Below are 19,774 nucleotides of genomic sequence, written 5' to 3' on the forward strand. Positions count from 1 at the left end.
TTGAACACCCCCGTGAGGTCGGATTGGTGTCCAACTTCTTGGGGGCAGTTCACCAGCGTGGGAATGCCTTGCGTGACGCTCTGCGTCACAAATCTGCGCCGCGCCGCCTATTCAGGATAGGACGCAGAGCGTCCAGAAACGCAAGCCGACGCGGAGCGTCGCACGATAGTCGGTCAGGCTGTGCCGTACGGAGCGCTCAATCCAGGCCCAGTTTCTTCAGCCGGTAACGCAGCGATCTGAAGGACAAGCTGAGCCTTTCTGCCGCTGCGGTACGGTTCCAGCGGGTTTCTTCCAGGGCCTGCAGAATCAGCTTGCGCTCGATGCTTTCGAGGTAGTCTTCAAGGTTGTCGATGTCGGCCAGGCTAGGACCGCTGTGCTCCTGGGGGCTGGCGGACTCTGCAAGGCGCAGGTCGCTGGCATGGATTTCATCGTTTTCACAGAGCGTGTAGGCGCGCTCCAGCATGTTTTCCAGTTCGCGCACGTTACCGGGGAATCGGTAGCTCTTCAGCGTGTCCAGCGCCTGCGCATTCAGGCGCGCCACCGGTTGCGTGCCATTGCCAGCAAGTCGCTTTAGAACACTGGCTGCCAGTTGATCGATGTCCTCGCGCCGCTCGCGCAATGAGGGGACGCGCACTTCGATCACGTTCAACCGGTAATACAGATCCTGACGGAAACGGCCTGCCGCAACCTCTGCATTAAGGTTCTTGTGCGTGGCGCACAGAATGCGTACGTCCACAATCTGCTCTTGCTGGCTGCCTACACTGCGGATTGATTTTTCCTGGATGGCTCGCAACAGTTTTACCTGCATGGCCAGCGGCAGGTCGGCCACTTCGTCGAGAAACAGCGTTCCGGTATGTGCCGCCTGAAACAGACCAAGCTTGTCTTCGTGGGCACCGCTGAAACTGCCCTTGCGATGGCCAAAGAATTCACTCTCCATCAGCTCGGAAGGAATGGCCCCGCAATTCACCGGTATGAACGGTTTATCGATGCGCGGACCCTGCTCGTGGATCAGCCGCGCTACAAGCTCCTTGCCGCTGCCCGATTCGCCGCTGATGTAGATCGGCGCCTGGCTGCGGGCCAGCTTGCCGATCTGGTTGCGCAAGGTACGCATCGCCAGCGAGTCGCCCAGCAGGCGGCTGTCGATGCTGCGGGCTGGCTGGGCGCAAGGCAGGCTCAGCGCACTATTGACCAGTTCGCGCAGCCTGCCGAGGTCGACCGGCTTGGTCACAAAATCGAAAGCCCCGGCTTGAGCGCATTAATCGCGGTGTCCAGGTTGCCGTGGGCAGTGATCATCGCCACCGGCACATGAGGGTAGCCGTGCTGGATATGCTGCACCAGCTCAAGGCCATTGCCGTCGGGCAGACGCATGTCGGTCAGGCACATATCGAACGGCTCGCGGGCCAGCCAGTCGTGGGCCTCGGCAACATTGCGGGCGCATCGGGTGTCGAGTTTCATGCGCCCCAGAGTGATCTCCAGCAGTTCGCGGATATCCGGCTCGTCATCGACTATCAGGATTTTTTGCCGTTGGCTCATGCTCAGCTCGTTTTGAACGGGTGGGCGAAGGTTATGCGCAGGCAACTCCCGCCACCTTGCCGCGGGACGTATTCCAGGTGCGCCTGATTGCTTTCGCAAAGCTCGCGTGACAGATATAGACCAAGACCGGTGCCTTTGCTTTCCGTGGTGAAAAACGGCTCGAACAGCTTGGCCAAATGTTGCTCGCTGACCCCTGGCCCGTCGTCCTGTACTTCCAGAATGGGCAAATCGCTTTGTCGGTCGTGATGCAGCTTCAGCCAGACCTGCGCTGACGAATGATTTCTGCCGCTGTAGCGCAGGCCGTTCTGTAGCAGGTTGGTCATGATCTGGGTCAGTTGCCCGGAATCCATGCGGGTTGTCAGCGTGCCGGGGCTTATGTCGACATGAATCGACTGATTGGGCGCAGAGGAACTGCGAAATTCAGTGACAAAGTGTTCCAGCCAGGTTTTCAGATCGAGCAGTTCGGGCTGCGCTTCGCGTCTGCGCGACAATTGCAGAACATTTTCGATGACCCGATCAATACGCCCCGACTGGTCATGAATGATCTGCCCCAGGCGTCGGTCCGCTGCGCTGAGTTCTTCAGATTCGTTGAGTAACTGTGCGGCATGGCTGACTGCGCCCAGCGGGTTGCGTATCTCGTGGGCAATCCCGGCGGTCAGGCGTCCCAGCGCGGCGAGCTTGAGCTGCTGCGCCTGATGGGTAATCTGCGACAGGTCTTCAAGAAAGATCAGCGTCTGGCGCTGATCGCCACGATTGAGTGCGGCAAAGCTCGGTTGCAGCACCGGCCCGATGGGTGAAGTCGTGACGCTGCGCGGCACCATGATCGGGTTGACGAGCCACTGGCGCAGGCGTTCCACCAACTGCGGCGAGTAAGCGTCGATAACCTGGCCGACCAGTCGCTCGTGGCCCAGTAGGGTAAGGGCACCTTGATTGGCCAGCAGCACCTGACGGTTGGCATCCAGTACCAGAATGCCGGTACGCATGCGTTGCAGGATCAGCGCGTTGAGTTCTTCAAGGCTGTCGACATCCGCTGCACGCTGTTCGGCCAGCACTTCGCTGACCTGCATGCGCGCTGTCAGCGCCTGCACCAGCATTGCGGCGGCGAAGCACAGGGCACCCAGAGAGCCAGCCTGCACGTAGTCGTTGGAAACCGACGGTGTACCGAAGCTGATATAGAACGTCAGGTAGATGATGCCGATGGCAGAAACGGCGGCGATCAGCAAACCGATACGGCCCCGCAGCAATACATTGCTGATTGCTACGGAAGCAATCAACAGATTGCCGATGCCGCTGGAAGGGCCACCCGCCGCGTAGAACAGCGCAGAGAGCATGATTGCGTCAGTCATTGCCAGACTGAACAGCTGCGCCTGACGGCTGGGACGCTCCAGCAGCACGACGACCAGAATGTTGAACACCAGATACAGCCAGCAACCCGAGCGGAACAGGTTTGGATTGGCCAGTTGCAACAGTTCGGTTTCCAGACTGCTGGAAATCAGCAGGACCAGTACCACGCCGATGGTCAGTCGATAAAGGTGGTAAAGCCGCAGAATCCTTTGCGCCTGTGGGCTGGCAAGCGAGGGCGTGTCAGCGGTCACGTGCCGCAGGGCCTTCCAGGCGGTGTGCCTCGCTGCAATACCATTGCTGTGCCTGGCTCAGCGCGCGATCCTGAGGGAGATGAACGCCACAGTGTGCGCAGCGCACCATCGGGGTGGCCGCTATTTCAGGCGGCTCGGCACGGGACTTCGGCTTGGGGGGATTGATCAGGCGCTTGACGAACCAGATCACCGCCGCGATCAACGCGGCCCACATGAGTAAGCGAACCATGACTACCAGCTTAGTGATTGACGATGGCGCAGTGTAGCCAAGGTACAGTCAGGCGCACAGTGGCTGCGGCGCATAAATGTGCTGCATAAAAAAAGAGGCCCGAAGGCCTCTTTCTTAATGCCGTGAAGATCAGTCGAACAGACCCAGGGTCATGTAGCTGAACCACGAACGGCTCTTGGTGCCGTTCGCTTCGGCATCTTTTTCCGCCTGCTCGTCCAGCTCTGCCTGATTTTCCGGCAACAGCTCTTTCGGAATGGCGTCCTTGGCGTCCTGATACTGCTTCTTGATGTCCTGATCGGCACGTGTCTGGCCCGGTGGCAGCGGTGCGCTACCGTCGATCAGACCAAGGGTCGCTTTCGACAGCCACGAGCGGTTGTCGGCTTCGGCCTGACGCGGGGTGAACTTGCCGTCAGCCAATTGCGGGTGGTTCGGGTAGTTGGTTTTGAGCACTTCAAGGCTGGTGGCTGCCAGATCGTCGAGGTGCAGACGCTGATAGGACTCGACCATCACGGCCAGACCGTCACCTACCGATGGCGTCTCCTGGAAGTTTTCCACGACATAGCGGCCACGGTTGGCGGCGGCGACATAGGCCTGACGGGTCAGGTAGTAGTCGGCTACGTGAATTTCGTAGGAGGCCAGCAGGTTGCGCAGGTAGATCATGCGCTGCTTGGCATCCGGCGAATAGCGGCTGTTCGGGAAGCGGCTGGTCAGCTGAGCGAACTCGTTGAACGAGTCGCGGGCAGCGCCCGGGTCACGTTTGGTCTGGTCCAGCGGCAGGAAGCGCGCCAGCAGGCCGACGTCCTGATCGAAGGAGGTCAGGCCCTTCATGTAATACGCGTAATCGACGTTCGGGTGTTGCGGATGCAGACGGATGAAACGCTCGGCAGCGGATTTGGCTGCTTCGGGTTCACCGTTCTTGTAGTTCGAGTAGATCAACTCGAGCTGGGCCTGATCAGCGTAGCGACCGAACGGATAGCGTGATTCCAGCGCCTTGAGTTTCTCAGTGGCACTGTTATAGCTGTTATTTCCCAGGTCGGCCTGCGCCTGCTGGTACAGCTCGACTTCGCTGAGGTTTTCGTCGATGACTTCCTTCGACGAACAGGCCGCAGTCAATGCGAGGATGGCGATCAGCAGCAGGTGTTTCACTTGCATGGCGGCTTGCGTCCCTATAACGGCCTGCTGTCTTGGGCGGGGCCGTCCTGTTATGATGAGCGCCCCGCGATACCGGCGGGACAAAAGACGCCGTATTTAACCACAAGCGCGCTGCCGAAACCAAAGGCTAGCCGCCACCTAGTCTGGTCATGTCCGAAAATATAGAACTCCGCGCAGAGGTGCCGTCCGAATTGGGCGGTCAACGCCTCGATCAAGTCGCCGCACAATTATTCGCTGAGCACTCGCGCTCGCGCCTTTCCGCCTGGATCAAGGACGGCCGCCTGACTGTGGACGGAGGCGTATTGCGCCCCCGCGACATCGTGCATGGTGGCGCTGTTCTCGAGCTGATTGCCGAGCAGGAGGCCCAGGGTGAATGGGTTGCTCAGGACATCGAGCTCGACATCATCTATGAAGACGACCAGATCCTCGTCATCAACAAGCCGGCGGGTCTGGTGGTGCATCCGGCTGCCGGTCATGCCGACGGCACGCTGCTCAATGCCTTGCTGCACCATGTGCCGGACATCATCAATGTTCCGCGCGCCGGCATCGTGCATCGTCTGGACAAGGACACCACTGGTCTGATGGTTGTCGCCAAGACCATTCAGGCACAGACCCAACTGGTTACCCAGTTGCAGAGTCGCAGTGTCAGCCGTATCTACGAGTGCATCGTGATTGGCGTGGTGACCGCAGGCGGCAAGATCGACGCACCGATCGGCCGTCACGGCCAGCAGCGCCAGCGCATGGCGGTGATGGAGGGCGGCAAGCAGGCGGTCAGTCATTACCGCGTGCTGGAGCGCTTCCGTTCGCACACCCATGTACGGGTCAAGCTGGAAACCGGGCGTACCCACCAGATTCGCGTGCACATGGCGCATATCAACTATCCGTTGGTCGGCGACCCTGCCTACGGCGGTCGTTTCCGTATTCCGCCAGCGGCCAGCCTGACCATGGTCGATTCGCTCAAGACCTTCCCGCGGCAGGCGTTGCATGCCCGCTTCCTGGAGCTGGATCATCCGACCACCGGTAAACGCATGAGCTGGGAATCGCCATTGCCGGACGATTTCGTCTGGTTGCTGTCCCTGCTCAAGCAGGATCGCGAGGCGTTCATCGGGTGAATGACTGGCTGATACCTGACTGGCCTGCGCCAGCACAGATCAAGTCCTGCGTTACCACTCGCTCGGGTGGGGTCAGCCTGGCCCCGTTCGACAGCTTCAATCTGGGCGATCACGTCGATGACAGCCCGCAGGCCGTGGCGAGCAATCGCCAGCGCCTGACCGCCAGTCTCAAGGCTCAGCCCGCCTGGTTGAAGCAGGTGCATGGCGTAGACGTTGTACCTGCCGATCCATCCCGTGTCGTCGAGGCCGATGCCAGCTGGACGAGCACGCCAGGCGTGGCCTGCACCATCATGACCGCCGACTGCCTGCCCGCGCTGTTCTGTCGTCGTGACGGTACGCGTGTGGCTGCCGCGCATGCCGGCTGGCGCGGGCTGGCGGCCGGGGTGCTGGAAGCGACGGCCGACAGCCTGCAGAGTGCTCCCGAAGACATTATGGTCTGGCTGGGGCCGGCCATCGGCCAGCCGTCGTTCGAAGTCGGCCCCGAGGTGCGCGAGGCCTTTACCGCCAGCCACCCGCAGATAGCCGCTGCGTTTGTCCCAAGTTCGAATCCTGATCGTTTCATGGCCGACATCTATGCGCTCGCCCGGTTACGACTGGCAGCCCAAGGTATCTCTGCCGTGTACGGCGGCGGGCTGGATACCTTCACCGACCCGCGCTTCTTTTCCTACAGGCGTGCCACGCGCACTGGCCGCTTCGCTTCGCTGATATGGACCGAACACGCCTGATTGCCGGGCTGTTTTGCACATTCCAGCTAGACTTGCCTGAACACTCGTCTGATCTGTATCAACCCCGGCCCGCTTGAAACGCGCAGAATCGTCCGCATCTAACTGGCTATTCAGCAGGTTTTCTTTATAGGTGTGTTCATTGCTCCGGCCTGCATTAAAGGAAGGTGACTAATGCGTATCGACAGATTGACCAGTAAATTACAGTTAGCGTTATCCGATTCCCAGTCGCTGGCCGTTGGCCTCGACCATCCCGCCATCGAACCTGCGCACTTGATGCAGGCGCTGCTTGAGCAGCAGGGCGGTTCCATCAAGCCTCTGCTGTTGCAGGTAGGCTTCGACATCAACAGCCTGCGCAAGGAACTGAGTGCAGAGCTGGACCGCCTGCCAAAAATCCAGAACCCCACTGGCGACGTCAACATGTCGCAGGATCTTGCGCGCCTGCTTAACCAGGCCGACCGTCTGGCACAGCAGAAAGGCGATCAATTCATTTCCAGCGAGCTGGTGCTGCTCGCGGCAATGGACGAGAACAGCAAGCTCGGCAAATTGTTGCTGGGGCAGGGCGTCAGCAAGAAAGCCCTGGAAAACGCCATCAACAACCTGCGCGGCGAAGGTGCCGTGAATGACCCTAACGTCGAAGAGTCGCGTCAGGCGCTGGACAAGTACACCGTCGACCTGACCAAGCGCGCCGAAGAGGGCAAGCTCGACCCGGTGATCGGTCGTGATGACGAGATTCGTCGCACCATTCAGGTCCTGCAACGCCGTACCAAGAATAACCCGGTGCTGATCGGTGAGCCTGGCGTGGGTAAAACCGCTATCGCCGAAGGCCTGGCGCAACGCATCATCAACGGCGAAGTGCCGGATGGCCTGCGCGGCAAACGCTTGCTGTCGCTGGACATGGGCGCATTGATTGCCGGTGCCAAGTACCGTGGTGAGTTCGAAGAGCGCCTGAAATCGCTGCTCAACGAACTGTCCAAGCAGGAAGGCCAGATCATCCTGTTCATCGACGAACTGCACACCATGGTCGGCGCCGGCAAAGGCGAAGGCTCGATGGACGCTGGCAATATGCTCAAGCCTGCGTTGGCTCGCGGCGAGCTGCATTGTGTCGGTGCCACCACGCTCAACGAGTACCGCCAATATATAGAGAAGGACGCTGCACTTGAGCGTCGCTTCCAGAAAGTGCTGGTGGACGAGCCAAGTGAAGAAGACACCATCGCAATCCTGCGCGGCCTGAAAGAGCGCTATGAAGTGCACCATAAGGTCGCCATTACTGACGGTGCGATCATCGCCGCGGCCAAGCTGAGCCATCGCTATATCACCGATCGCCAGTTGCCCGACAAGGCCATCGACCTGATCGACGAAGCCGCCAGCCGCATTCGTATGGAGATCGATTCCAAGCCTGAAGTGCTTGATCGTCTTGAGCGTCGCCTGATCCAGCTGAAAGTGGAAGCTCAGGCGCTCAAGAAGGAAAAGGATGAAGCGGCTATCAAGCGTCTGGAAAAACTCCAGGAAGAAGTGGTGCGCCTTGAGAAGGAATATGCCGACCTCGAAGAAATCTGGACCTCGGAAAAAGCTGAAGTAACGGGTTCTGCACAGATCCAGCAGAAAATAGAGCAGTCCCGTCAGGAACTGGAAGCGGCGCGTCGTCGTGGCGACCTGAACCGCATGGCCGAGTTGCAGTACGGGATCATTCCGGACCTGGAACGCAGCCTGCAAATGGTCGATCAGCACGGCAAACCCGAGAACCAATTGCTGCGCAGCAAAGTGACCGAGGAAGAAATTGCCGAAGTCGTGTCAAAGTGGACCGGTATTCCCGTGTCGAAAATGCTGGAAGGCGAGCGCGAGAAGCTGTTGCGCATGGAAACCCTGCTGCACAACCGGGTAATCGGTCAGGAAGAAGCGGTGGTCGCGGTCTCCAATGCCGTACGTCGTTCGCGTGCAGGGCTTTCCGACCCGAATCGTCCAAGCGGTTCGTTCATGTTCCTCGGTCCGACCGGTGTGGGTAAGACCGAACTCTGCAAGGCGCTTGCCGAATTCCTGTTCGATACCGAAGAGGCGATGGTGCGTATCGATATGTCCGAGTTCATGGAGAAACATTCCGTGGCTCGTCTGATCGGCGCACCACCGGGCTATGTCGGTTACGAAGAGGGCGGCTACCTGACCGAAGCTGTGCGTCGCAAGCCGTACTCGCTGATCCTGCTCGATGAGGTCGAGAAGGCACATTCCGACGTGTTCAACATCCTGTTGCAGGTGCTTGAAGACGGGCGCCTGACTGACAGCCACGGGCGGACGGTGGACTTCCGCAATACCGTGATCGTCATGACCTCCAACCTGGGCTCGGCCCAGATCCAGGAACTGGTCGGTGATCGTGAGGCGCAACGTGCTGCGGTGATGGATGCGGTGGGTACGCACTTCCGTCCGGAATTTGTGAACCGGATTGACGAAGTGGTGATCTTCGAACCGCTGGCGCGTGACCAGATCGCCGGTATCACTGATATCCAGCTGGGCCGCCTACGCAAGCGTCTGGCCGAGCGCGAGCTGGCGCTGACCCTGAGCCCCGAGGCGCTGGACAAGCTGATTGCCGTCGGTTACGACCCGGTCTATGGAGCACGGCCGCTGAAGCGGGCGATCCAGCGCTGGATCGAGAACCCGCTGGCTCAGATGATCCTCTCGGGCAGCTTCATGCCCGGCAGCACCATCACTGGCAAGGTCGTCGACGACGAGATCGTGTTTGCCTGATAGCGCTCGCCAGCTCTATATAGAGGGCCCTCTCGCCGAGGGCCTTTTTTCTGAGGATGCTGCCAGCAGTAAAATCGGGCCTGAAAGGGGCTCTGGGAAAAAATCGCAAATCATTGTCTTAAAAAGCAATTTATAGGGTTGACAGGTGTTTTTAAAATTGTAGAATAGCGCGCCTCAGAGACGTGAACGCAACGATACAAACGAAGCGCAAAGGTCGATGAGATTGAAATCAACGAGTTAACAGCACGCTGGTTTCAAGGCAACAGGTTGTAAAGTTGAATCTGAAATCGATAGTTCCGCGATAGCTCAGTTGGTAGAGCAAGTGACTGTTAATCACTGGGTCCCTGGTTCGAGTCCAGGTCGTGGAGCCAGATTTCGCAAGGTTCAATGAAGTTTCAGTCGGGGTATAGCGCAGTCCGGTAGCGCGCCTGCTTTGGGAGCAGGATGTCAGGAGTTCGAATCCCCTTACCCCGACCATATTTGGGTCGTTAGCTCAGTTGGTAGAGCAGTTGGCTTTTAACCAATTGGTCGTAGGTTCGAATCCCACACGACCCACCATTTTTGGTTCCAAGGTTCACCTTGGAGCCGAATCTTAAAGATCTGATGGATCTGATGCCACTCGTATCAGGTCGCAGGCAGCTGGTTGAGGTGCCTTGATTTACCGGGGTATAGCGCAGTCCGGTAGCGCGCCTGCTTTGGGAGCAGGATGTCAGGAGTTCGAATCCCCTTACCCCGACCAAATACTGTTGCTACAGAGCTCGATCTTTAGATTTTTAGGTAGTCGGTCATTGCAAAAAAGCGGACAAGCGTCTTGGTGCGTTTAACCAGGCAAGCAGCCGTCTGGAGCGAAAGATAGCGCCAGCATCTGGTGATGTCAAATTAGAGCGCCCCGTTCCAAGCGAAAGCTTGTGATCGGGGCATTTTTTTTGGAAAAAATTGCTGTGCTGTGCTGTGCTGGCGTAGGCCCGCCTGAGGCAGTCATTAGGCCTCATAACTAAATAATCTGCAGTGCGAAGCATCTGCTGATAATGGCAGATTGAGTATTTTTACAACTGTCTCTATGGCAGCTGGATCACCATGACCTGCCTATCCTTCCGGTCATTTCCAGCATTTCAGGGCGTAGATGCCGAGCATCCTGGCTTGGTACAGGTCTGTCCTCAATCACTGGTTCAGTACCAGTTCCTCCGCCGGCAATGTTGTGTTGTACCCACTTGGTAAGTTCGCCCAAGCTTCTCAACAGATCTTCCGGGCTGGAGCAGCCTAACGGTAGTTGCCTAACAGCAGGGTCGCCTTCATTCAAGGGGGACGGTATGTACTCGTGACTTCCTGACGTGATATCTGGTGCAGCCTGTATTGTCGTACCCGAGTGCGAATTCAAAGGGGCACTTTGTTTTTTGCGCTTTAACTGCACGGTCTGGGCGGGCGTTTTGCCCAAGACGTGCCCCGATGCTCTGTCGGCAACTGCTGTCCTTTCGTGTATCGACGATCCCGAAGTCAAGTCCCTCACTGGAGCAGCTACAGAGTAATGTTTTTCAGCTCGCTGCGCCGCATCTGCTTTTGCCAGGTAGCTGATCTTGGCCGGTCGCTTGCCTCGCTCATTCATCACCGCTCGCATCATCTCGTAGTCAGGCTCTATGTAATCCATCGTCGTTGCGATATTCGAGTGGTTCAGCAGTTTCTTGGTCAAATAGATATTGCGCTCTGGCAGCGTCATCAGCTCGCTGGCGATCGTGTGACGAAACCGGTGAGGAGTCATGCGTACCCCGGTCATCGCGGTGAGCTTTTTGTACATAGCCTCCACCTGATTAGAGTTCATCTCTTGACGACGGTAGTGACCAGAAAATCTGTTTACGTTGAACAGTTGCTCTTCGGGCTGAAAACCCACTGCTTTAGCAGCGTTCATGATGGTTTCCAACTGTGCCATGAGCCCATCCGGGATCGGAATCAGGAACTCACGGTGAGTTTTCTCTGTTTCACCTCTGACTCGGATCAGCCGGTCGCCCAGGTACACATCCGCATAACGCAGGCACAGCAGCGCGTTGAGCCTTAGCCCCGTGTAGTAGAAGGTTTCGAACACGGTGAGCCAGAACCAGGCCGGAGTAATTTCTGTCCGTTTTCCAGTGGCACGTTCTTCTGCTGCCAACACCTTGAGCCAGTTACGAGCGCGGACGCTAGCGTCGTTAGCAACTGTCTTTTTTGGGCGCTTGGGTGGCACCACACTCGTGTTTTTAAATGGGTTAGCAACCATGTCTACCAGACCGTGTTCGATTGCGTAGCCGTAGATGGTGCGCAAATGGCTGGAGTACGTATTCCAACTGCGCTTTGAGATTCTCTCCAGTTCGGATCTGCGCCAGTCGAGCATGTCCCGGTGCGTCGTCTCGCTTGCCAGACGGTCACCGAAGAATCTGACATAGGACTTTGTGGCAGCCCAGTAGATCTTGACCGTGTCCGGCCGTAAATCATGGGTGAGAATGTATTCCTGGGTCAGCTCAGGCAGTGTCATTGTGTTCATTCAGATGCTTCCTTATCTGCCAAGTCCGCCAAGCTGATGACCGGGTTGTCATAGGGCACTTCGCTGAAAACGTCGGTGGGCTCAGTGAGCAGGTAGCCCCGCAGTTGCTTGCTTTTGCGCGGTCCTTTGACCAGGCATGTCCAGATGTTCAGGCCTGCGGGCGTCTTCCGATGTTTTTTCAGCTTCTCAAAAGATCGCTGGACCAATTGCCAGGCTTCGAGATCGCGCTCTTTCGCCTCGTGCTCAATCGCCGGATGCTCAAGCGCGTAACGTTTGAAGATATCCGGACTGACCAGAAACGCCGTGCTGTCCACGGTATGTACACGCGCTTTGGCGTCATTGATGATGATCCGGTGAGAGATCACACCGCCCTTCAGCCAGGTGAGGAAGTTGGTGCCATGATTCGGGGCCGAGTCAGTCGAGTTCTTGGCAGTGTCTGTTGCTGGAGTTGTCTCAAAAACGGGGATGTCAGCCTCAGCCTGCTTGGGCTGACTGAGCCGTGCAGGTGGTTTGGTTGGAAGAGAAAAGGGGATCTGGTCGTCGTCAGTGCTCTCCGGGCTACTTTGCACTGGTGCAGTTGGAGCAGCAGGTACTGGATCGGGAAATAGATCGAGTAGCTCATCCAGCGCATCAAAATCTTTTACTGGTGCCGGTGCTTGTTTCTGCGAGGATTGCTGCGCCGTCTGATTGACCGCGGCAGTTATCTTCTTGTTGTTATCTACCGATAGTGGTTCGGCGGCTCCCACAAGCGCTTGCTCGACTTCTTCCACCGGTCCTGCGGCTTCCACCGTAAGGGTGCCGGTATACGCCTCTGGTCTTTCGGTAGCGTTCGGCCAGATCAATGCCGGCGCGATTTTCAGTACCGTGAGCGTGTTCTTCCAGCCTCGACCATTGTCGATGCTGGCCTTCCAAATGGCTTTTCCCTCTCCATTAGGCTGAATGATTGCCTGATCCTGGAGCAGATTGAACATGGGGGCATTGGACGTCGGAATGTGCTCAATGCCCTGTGACAGCAGATGAGCCCTGAGCTGGTCTACCGCAGGCTTGCTGACAAGCCACAAGCCGTCCTGCGTCAGCCAGCCGTCTGAAGGACCATCGGGCTGGTTCAGCTTGAATTTCTCAGAGATGAGCATCCTCAAGCCTTCGGCCAGCTGCCGCTGAATGGATTGTTTAGGCGCTGACATTGCCCGACCCGGATTGCCGCCGAGCTCTTGCGCCACCGATGCCTGATCCGCCTGTGAGACAATTTCTCCCAGGATGTCGGCATGCTCATATTGCCCTGCGAACGCGAACACCAGTTGGGTCCAGAGCTCGGGAAACCCGCTGAGCCAGTCCAGTGCCTTCGCCGGAATGACATTCGCGTAGATCAGCGACGAAGCAGCTCCATGCAACCGGTAGTCCCGACCTTTCACGTACTTGAATCGGTATGGCTGATCCAGTGGCCCATGCCATGGATGCCAAGTCGTGCCGTCTGCCAGTTCCACCTTGACGTCTACAGCAATCTTGCCCAGGTCATGGACGAGCGCACCATAAGCCGATGCGGCAGACCACGCTTCGGACTGGGCAGCCTGTGACTCGGGCGGAGCTCCGATTGGCAGCAGATACATTTGCCGAATCTTCAGTGCGTAGGCGACGATTTCAAGACCGTGATCCAGCATGCCACCATGATAGGCATGGTGATGATTCTCCGAGGCAGGGAGATGCTGCACCAAGGCTGCGTAGCTCTTGAATGCCTGCACGTATAGCGTATCGAACTGCGCGCGGGGCAGGGACGTTCTCTGCCATATGTTTTCAATGAGCTGACGCCGTCGGGGAGTAGACAGTAACGTGTCGGAAGACTCGGGTTTGATAAACCCTGCAGCAGCATTAGAGGGCGTGGTTGGCGATGTTTTTCTTCGCTGAAAGAAACTAAGCATTGAGGCACCCATGATGAAGTCATGGTGGGCCTTTTGCTCTAAAGGGCTCAGCGTGACAAGTCGAAACCCATATCCATCCTGGAAAGGTTATTACATGAGCCGCCACCTGAATGGTTGGGATCCAAACAGTGTCAGCGAACCGATGTTGCCATGCTTGCCGAAGAAAGTGTAGTCTCCAACTGCTTGTTTAGGTTAGTTTTTTTGTAAATCCAATTTTCATGGAGGACCGCCTTTCGAACCCTTTCGGCGTCCATTTCCGGCGGAATCGCCGGCCTTTTCAGGTAAGGCACTTACCCTTATTCCCCATTCCATTCAAACCCTTCGCTTTGCCCTTTTGCTTCAGCCCATTTTCCCCTTTGGTGCCGACAATCCGGGGCAGGCAAAGATTGAAATCCAGTGAAAGGCCCATGGCAGCGCTTCATGTCTCCAGGTGAAGCGCACGATGGCTGGGACAGCTTTTCAGTCGAAGCACTGTCGACTCGGGCCTCTCAACGGTCGGTATCTGTTGCGCAACTGCTCGTCGAGGGCTTGATTTTCAAGGGGGATTGAGCTGAAGATACCCACTAATGGGTTATCAATTGATATCAATACGACATGCTCTAATCGACCGGCGAGGTGACACATGACCCCAGATGCCAATACGGATTTAAGCGGTGCAGCGCGTTTTGGTCACGTGCTCGGTCGTGGTCTGCGTCGAATACTCAATGTTGAGCGCGCGTTCTGGTTGTTGCTCAGCCGAGCTGGCGTGCCTGGCCTGATCGTGACACCAGTTAAGTGGGCTGCCCGTGTGGCAGTGATCGGCACGTGTGCATTCTTCGCCGCTTGGGGGCTGTTGTACGTACTGTCCTTCACTGTCCTTTTGGCTATTGGGCTCGGTATCGTGAATAGTCCTTCTGTTGAAAATGGTCTATACACACCGCAACTGGATATCTTCGGTGACGCTTTGGAAGATGAACACATTGGTGGTGATTCAGGGTGGATGACTGGTAATCAAGGCTATGGCTATTACCAAAATGGTTTGAAACAGTCGTAAGGGTATTGGTTTGTGGGTGCCGAGATGCATTTGTCTCGGCACCTGCAGCGTATAGCCTATTTTTTCATGTTTCCTTTTACCTCTGACATGATTATATTTGCGCCGCCTCCTCCCGCTGATTTGGCATCTCTCGTACCGTCAGTCAATCCTTGCATTAAACCGCCAATCGTTGCGCCGCCCCATCCCAAGGCGAGCACCCAGAAACTTGGTAGCACAATGAACATCGCGCCAATTACGAAGTCTAGCAGCAAGTCTCCTTGAGCATTGCTGGCTCCAAACACGGGGTCAAAATTGGAGTGGGGAACATTGCTTCCTATCCCGTTACCGTAAAGTGCATCTAAAATCGTGCTGTCGACCCAGCGTGCCAGTTGGAACCAGAAGTCGACAAAGATCAATGCGAACGCAGCAAAAGTGATCGTCATAACGACCTTCAGATCAAACATTCCTACGACTAGCACAAACGGGATGCAGATGATCAGGGCCATCTTTAGGAAGGCCATTGCCATTGGTGCAGCCTGCCGGACGCTGTCCATGGCGGGGTACATCATGAGAGCCCCAGCAGCCTGACCGACGGTAGCAGTCAAGCGCGTCACATCGTTCGCCACTGAGCCACCCACTTGGCCACCGTAGTCGGCGTACACCTGTCCTTGGGTCAGTTGCTGCTTCCGCGGAGAAACGAGATCGCGTATGACTGAATCATTCACCTCGGTCTGAGTCATAAATTTTGCCCATTGAGCAAGTTTGCTCAACAGATCTGGGCTAACTTGTTCCAGCAGCCTGGCTCTCAGGCCGATGTTTGCGTCCGACCACCACTGCGTGCAGGTAGGGAAGCCACCGCCTCCGGTGGTTTGGGGCAGGCCTGCATCGCGAGTTGCGTCATAAGGCCATTTGGTTCGAGGCGTGTGTGACCTAAATCCAGAGAAACCATCATCATAATAGCCTGGCGTCTGCAGGAAGAACCGCGAGCCGATCCAGTTGACGTCGTTCAATTGCTCTTTGGTGAGCGTTGGTTGAGTCATGAATAGTCGCGACCGTGCCAGTGCGTAGCAGTCGTTGGTAAAGTCGGCGACTTCCTGTGCCAGTAGTGGGTCGTTGATACGTGCCCTGTTCACATCCATTCGAACTTGTTGCAGGTCTACACCACAAGGGATCGCCGCGATGGAGGCTGCGGTTGCGGCTTTTGACATCGCATGCACGAATAGCCACCACACAGGAACAACGGCGCTTTTTCCATTCAACGTACTGAATGAGGTATTCCAACCCGTATCGGCAGGGTTGGGGACCGAGTACTGACACTGTTCCGAGCGGCTCCGATCAAACTGCAACGTGTCGATGCTGACCGTCACCAAAGGCATACAGCAGACAATGATGACCAGAATCGCGGTGTAGAAGCGGTTCTCCACTCGAGCCAGCGAGAGTACGCCTTTGTTACCTTCGTCGGCACCCTCAGCACGTGCTTTGAGCCATTCGCTGATGATGATGGCGGCAAACGGCGCGGCCACCAAGCCGCTGTCCTCAATCATGTTCCAGACGCCGCTGTTGATGATCCAGCCCACCAGCGTGAGGTAATACTCCAGGTAATCATTGGTGTGTAACATCATAGTGTACTGACTCCCTCGAGTAGGCCGGCACGCCGTAGCTCCATCAATGCCATCAACAGCAGGGCGATCACCTCACATCGCATTAGACCTGCGGGAATATCGGAGGATGCCTGTTGAGCCAGTTGCTTCCTGATCTTGAACCATCCGAAGGCCAGCGTTGCGTAGACCAACAGCCGCCAGGCCAGCATGTACCCGTAGTGCGTCCTCTGCCATTCGCTGAATTGCTCCAGATCCCCAAACACCTTGTCGACGAACGTCAGAAACGTCACGACCAGTAGCGCCATCAGTAATGACATCAATAGAAAAGTCAGCGCAGCTTTACCCGCTTTTCTCCATCGTCCAGTTTTTGTTGTGGTTGACGTCATCGTCAGTCCTCCTTCTTGGGGCTTTGCAATTGGTCAAGACGATCAGGCGTCGGGTCGCCTTGGAAGATGCCTTTTGAACCGTCCCTCCTGATTTGAGCCCGTTGCAGAATGGCTGTCGGAGAGTTGCTGGCCAGATTGCGCCGCATGTCCAGCTCGGTCTTCAGGTTGTCAATTTCCTGTTGCAGGTTGTTGTTCTACTGACTGACCGCCTGCTGGGCCACATCATTGGCGGCGATGTTCGGTTCCTTGCTCCCGGTAAACAGGGTGCGTTGAAGCAGCAACGCTTTACCCAGCACATCTGATAAAGCGAGCTCTGAAGCAAGGCGTTTGGCCAATATGTCTTGGTCGTGTTCGGAACGAAGGGCCTCGACCACGCCACGCGTCACAGGCAGAGAGCTACTGCTGGCTTGCGACAGGTTCTCCTGCGTGAGGGATTTGTTGCCTGAAATGAGCTCCTGCAGCGCCTTGAGTTTTGAGTCGTAGGACTCTTGAATGAGGGGCGTGAGTCCAACGCCAGCAGTGGAGGTGGTTTTGGTGCAACCCTCACACGTGCGCTGTTGCTGCTCTCCCAGAACACGGTTGGCGAATGTGGTTGCTTCCTGCGGCGAAGACCAAGTGGAGCACACCATGCCGTTGTTGCAGCTCGATGGGCTGATAGACGCTGTATCAGCGGCATTACGTCCGTTCAGCAGGTTGTATCCTGCCCGAGTGACATCGCCTACGACCTTGATCGGTTGCTGGCCCGATCCGCCGGCCTTGCTTCCACCCACCCAGGTGATACCGTCATTCCCACCTTGCTTTTCGACCTGAGCAACGGCTGAGACCGCGTCTGTGTTTCCGGTTTTCACTGCCTGACTCATGGCCTGGCCTTCGGCGATCTTGTCCCAGCCCATTTGTCCGCCCGCGACATCGAGCATCTTGTCCGCTATGGCGCGGCACGTGCCTTTGGAGCGGTCGAAATCAAGACGGCCTTGCAGGATGCCGTTGGTGAGCAGGTTGTAAAGCGCTGGATTGGCGCGCTGGATAATCAGCCCTGGCAATGAGGCCACTGCGCTGGTGGCGTTGGAGATCATCGAGCCCATGATCGTCTGAAAGCCGGAAGTGGCACCGTTCAACTGATTCTCCAGTGTATTGTTCAGGCTCATGTTTCCGCAGACCAGGTTGCTGTTCCAGCCACCGCCAATGCTGATGCTGTCCATGTTCCCGGCGCTTCCCATGGTCACGGCGTTGCCGCCACCGACGCTGTACAAGACATCGTCACCGATGACGCTGCCGGACGAGCTGGCACTGATCCCTGGCGTCTCGGCAAGGGCGCTGTGTACCGTCAGGGCGCTCATGATTGCGATAGTCAATATGGCAGCGTGGCGCATAATTGAAGTCCTCTTGATCATCATTGAAAGTCCGTACTGCCAAGAAAGGTTTGACCTGCCCGCTTGCAGCAGGAGTAGGGTCGCCATAGCGCCCAGGCGTACGCGCCATCGGTCGCCTGCACACGGGGCTGCGAGTTCGGGAATACCGCACAGCTTTGACTGAGGGTCGGCTTGAGCTCTTGCCATTTGCCAGTGGTGGCATCGGTCTCGATCAATTCTCCGGCAGGCCAGTAGCCTGGCTGAGGCTTTGCCAGAAGGGGTTGATAGACGTGAACCTGACCGCGGCGAGTGACCACGTCACCTGCACGCTGCGCCATCACGGCCGCTGCCTTGTAATCGTCGGCTTGATGGATAAAGCCGCTCCGGGGGTAGACGCTTCCCCACATGTCTCCAGACAAAAGGCCACCCACTTCTCTGCGGCCAGGGATGAGCGCCTCCGGGTACACCGATTCAGGAACGCCGTGGCGCCAGGCAACCGTATCCAGTGTGCTCAAAAGGTAAGGCATGTATGGAGTAGCAGCACCTGGGCAGGCGTAGCCAGAAGCACTCGCAAACCGGCTGAACGTCGCTCCCCCGGGGTGGCCAATGACGTCAGCATTTTTGAATTTAGCCAGGCTATCTTCGTTATTGTGATTGGTGGTCCCGTCGCCGCCATCCTGGGCGAATGAAGTTGATGAGCTCAACGAAGAGACCTCCATCCACGGGTTTTCACCGGTATTCGAGTAGCTTGAGACCACGGCGTCTGGAACGAAGTGACGAACCTTGGTCGATGTCTTCACCTTGCAGCCAAACGGGGTGCAAAGCAGCCAGTAGCAGATTCCGACCACCTTGTATTCCAGGCAGTCGGGCGACAGGGTTGAGGCGGCGAGGGTGGCCGATGTCACTGTAGCGGCGGCGGCTGGCCAGGTTGAGATCGACAGCGCCAATGTCGCCCACGCCGAAGGCTTGCGTAGGTTCATTGCGGCCTATCTCCCTGACCAGCGTCGTTTTGATGTTGGGCTGCAGTACGCCACTGGGCAATGCGATGTTCCGCCGCCAGGACATTGGTTTCGCCATACACAACAAACGTGCGGTCGACCACCACAGCAGGCACCTTCGTGACCCCGATGCTCCAGGCGTCTACGAGGTTTTGTTGAGCTAAGGCCAGGTCGCGTTGCAAGCGCTGTGCATCGGCGCTCTTGAGGCGCTGCTGCATGATGGTGATGGCTTGTTGCTGATTCGCTGGTAGCCCTTCCGAAAGCTTGGTCTCAAGCCGCTCTTGCTCGTCCAGGAGAATCAGCCGGACATGTGCCGGTGTCTGAACGGGATGGTTACGGTCCGTAATGACCCACGTCTCCGCGTGTGCGAGGGTGATCTGGGCGGCCATGACCAGGCTCAGGAAGCCTAAAAGGCTACGTTTGGATCTGAAGCGATAGGTTCTGGAGGGAAGCATGTGGCAGTACCTGCAGGTGGTGTCAGGTACAGGAAACGCGATTGATGAAGAGCCGTCAGTAGGAAACCGTTATCGGGACGGTTGGGGTTTGGTGGCGCCTGTCTGGGCCGTGCGCCTGCCATTGAGCAGCAGGCGCGGTAGCATTTTCTTATAACGGCGCATAAACACTGGTGGTAGGCTTTCCCGGAGGCCTGCTGCTGACTCTCTTTGGAACGACAGCGAATTTCCGCCAATCCTGATAGAGAGTTCCACTACAGCCAAGATCCGTCGTGCAACATATCTTCGACGTGGTCAAATCAAACACCTCATAAGAGTGGCTTCGATGACGGGCCGCATGCCAGAGCGGGCGTGCTGCTGCTTTGGCTCACTCACACAGCTTGCCTGCGCGTCACAGAGCTGGCCCAGCTTGAAACGTCGCCTTTACCGCCAAGCAATCAATCCCGGTCGGAAAACGCGATGGTCG

13 protein-coding genes, 4 tRNA genes and 2 pseudogenes are annotated in these 19,774 nt (G+C 57.1%); 8 read left to right on the forward strand and 11 right to left on the reverse strand.

Annotation, left to right across the window (positions count from 1 at the left end; genetic code table 11):
* Positions 1 to 196 precede the first annotated feature (196 nt).
* The 4 genes and pseudogenes from AC4ANE_RS03785 to AC4ANE_RS03800 all read right to left on the reverse strand — a co-directional run bounded on the left by AC4ANE_RS03785 (position 197) and on the right by AC4ANE_RS03800 (position 4,509).
* Positions 197 to 1,533 (reverse strand): annotated as a pseudogene (locus AC4ANE_RS03785) (sigma-54-dependent transcriptional regulator).
* A gap of 2 nt (positions 1,534 to 1,535) precedes the next feature.
* Positions 1,536 to 3,128, reverse strand: coding sequence for a two-component system sensor histidine kinase NtrB (locus tag AC4ANE_RS03790; RefSeq protein ID WP_002551996.1), 1,593 nt, complete (start codon positions 3,126 to 3,128; stop codon positions 1,536 to 1,538).
* A complete protein-coding gene (locus AC4ANE_RS03795; RefSeq protein WP_002551997.1) occupies positions 3,118 to 3,357 on the reverse strand; it encodes a PP0621 family protein in 240 nt (79 codons plus the stop codon). Before AC4ANE_RS03795 ends, AC4ANE_RS03790 begins: the two co-directional genes overlap by 11 nt.
* A 129-nt stretch (positions 3,358 to 3,486) precedes the next feature.
* Complete coding sequence (locus AC4ANE_RS03800; protein ID WP_002551998.1) at positions 3,487 to 4,509, reverse strand: outer membrane protein assembly factor BamD; 1,023 nt, start codon at positions 4,507 to 4,509, stop codon at positions 3,487 to 3,489.
* 149 nt (positions 4,510 to 4,658) lie between these two features.
* Between AC4ANE_RS03800 and rluD the strand changes: the two genes are divergently transcribed.
* The 7 genes from rluD to AC4ANE_RS03835 all read left to right on the forward strand — a co-directional run bounded on the left by rluD (position 4,659) and on the right by AC4ANE_RS03835 (position 9,821).
* Positions 4,659 to 5,621 (forward strand): 23S rRNA pseudouridine(1911/1915/1917) synthase RluD, encoded by a 963-nt coding sequence (rluD, locus tag AC4ANE_RS03805; RefSeq protein WP_002551999.1) that lies wholly within the window; start codon positions 4,659 to 4,661, stop codon positions 5,619 to 5,621.
* The gene (pgeF, locus tag AC4ANE_RS03810; RefSeq protein ID WP_031597995.1) at positions 5,618 to 6,346 is read left to right on the forward strand and encodes a peptidoglycan editing factor PgeF; all 729 of its coding nucleotides are present in this window, start codon (positions 5,618 to 5,620) and stop codon (positions 6,344 to 6,346) included. Before rluD ends, pgeF begins: the two co-directional genes overlap by 4 nt.
* A gap of 171 nt (positions 6,347 to 6,517) precedes the next feature.
* A complete protein-coding gene (gene clpB, locus AC4ANE_RS03815) occupies positions 6,518 to 9,082 on the forward strand; it encodes an ATP-dependent chaperone ClpB (RefSeq protein WP_031597993.1) in 2,565 nt (854 codons plus the stop codon).
* 295 nt (positions 9,083 to 9,377) lie between these two features.
* Positions 9,378 to 9,453, forward strand: a tRNA-Asn gene (locus AC4ANE_RS03820).
* Between the two features lie 29 nt (positions 9,454 to 9,482).
* A tRNA-Pro gene (locus AC4ANE_RS03825) sits at positions 9,483 to 9,559 on the forward strand.
* Positions 9,560 to 9,564: 5 nt separating this feature from the next.
* Positions 9,565 to 9,640 (forward strand) — tRNA-Lys (locus tag AC4ANE_RS03830).
* A gap of 104 nt (positions 9,641 to 9,744) precedes the next feature.
* Positions 9,745 to 9,821: transfer RNA gene (locus AC4ANE_RS03835), tRNA-Pro, on the forward strand.
* A gap of 333 nt (positions 9,822 to 10,154) precedes the next feature.
* Here the strand turns inward: AC4ANE_RS03835 and AC4ANE_RS03840 are convergent.
* Both AC4ANE_RS03840 and mobH read right to left on the reverse strand, forming a co-directional pair.
* Complete coding sequence (locus tag AC4ANE_RS03840) at positions 10,155 to 11,594, reverse strand: site-specific integrase (protein WP_057442566.1); 1,440 nt, start codon at positions 11,592 to 11,594, stop codon at positions 10,155 to 10,157.
* Entirely contained in the window at positions 11,591 to 13,522 is a 1,932-nt protein-coding gene (gene mobH / locus AC4ANE_RS03845) for a MobH family relaxase (RefSeq protein ID WP_080891926.1), read from the reverse strand. The genes AC4ANE_RS03840 and mobH overlap by 4 nt, the downstream gene beginning before the upstream one ends.
* A gap of 610 nt (positions 13,523 to 14,132) precedes the next feature.
* Here mobH and AC4ANE_RS03850 point away from each other — a divergent pair.
* Entirely contained in the window at positions 14,133 to 14,543 is a 411-nt protein-coding gene (locus AC4ANE_RS03850; RefSeq protein ID WP_031598717.1) for a DUF3742 family protein, read from the forward strand.
* 56 nt (positions 14,544 to 14,599) lie between these two features.
* Here the strand turns inward: AC4ANE_RS03850 and AC4ANE_RS03855 are convergent, their stop codons facing one another.
* The 5 genes and pseudogenes from AC4ANE_RS03855 to AC4ANE_RS03875 all read right to left on the reverse strand — a co-directional run bounded on the left by AC4ANE_RS03855 (position 14,600) and on the right by AC4ANE_RS03875 (position 19,311).
* Positions 14,600 to 16,144: a conjugal transfer protein TraG N-terminal domain-containing protein gene (locus AC4ANE_RS03855; protein ID WP_031598719.1), complete on the reverse strand. Its 1,545-nt coding sequence runs from the start codon at positions 16,142 to 16,144 to the stop codon at positions 14,600 to 14,602.
* The gene (locus tag AC4ANE_RS03860; protein ID WP_057425132.1) at positions 16,141 to 16,509 is read right to left on the reverse strand and encodes a hypothetical protein; all 369 of its coding nucleotides are present in this window, start codon (positions 16,507 to 16,509) and stop codon (positions 16,141 to 16,143) included. Before AC4ANE_RS03860 ends, AC4ANE_RS03855 begins: the two co-directional genes overlap by 4 nt.
* Positions 16,510 to 16,511: 2 nt before the next feature.
* A pseudogene (locus tag AC4ANE_RS03865) lies at positions 16,512 to 17,903 on the reverse strand (integrating conjugative element protein).
* On the reverse strand, positions 17,900 to 18,838 hold the full coding sequence (locus AC4ANE_RS03870; RefSeq protein ID WP_057442565.1) for a TIGR03756 family integrating conjugative element protein: 939 nt from the start codon (positions 18,836 to 18,838) through the stop codon (positions 17,900 to 17,902). The pseudogene AC4ANE_RS03865 and the gene AC4ANE_RS03870 overlap by 4 nt, the downstream one beginning before the upstream one ends.
* Positions 18,835 to 19,311, reverse strand: a complete 477-nt coding sequence (locus AC4ANE_RS03875) for a TIGR03757 family integrating conjugative element protein (RefSeq protein ID WP_057442564.1) — start codon at positions 19,309 to 19,311, stop codon at positions 18,835 to 18,837. The genes AC4ANE_RS03870 and AC4ANE_RS03875 overlap by 4 nt, the downstream gene beginning before the upstream one ends.
* Positions 19,312 to 19,774 lie beyond the last annotated feature (463 nt).

It is taken from the genome of Pseudomonas sp. Pme6b (genome assembly GCF_058129925.1).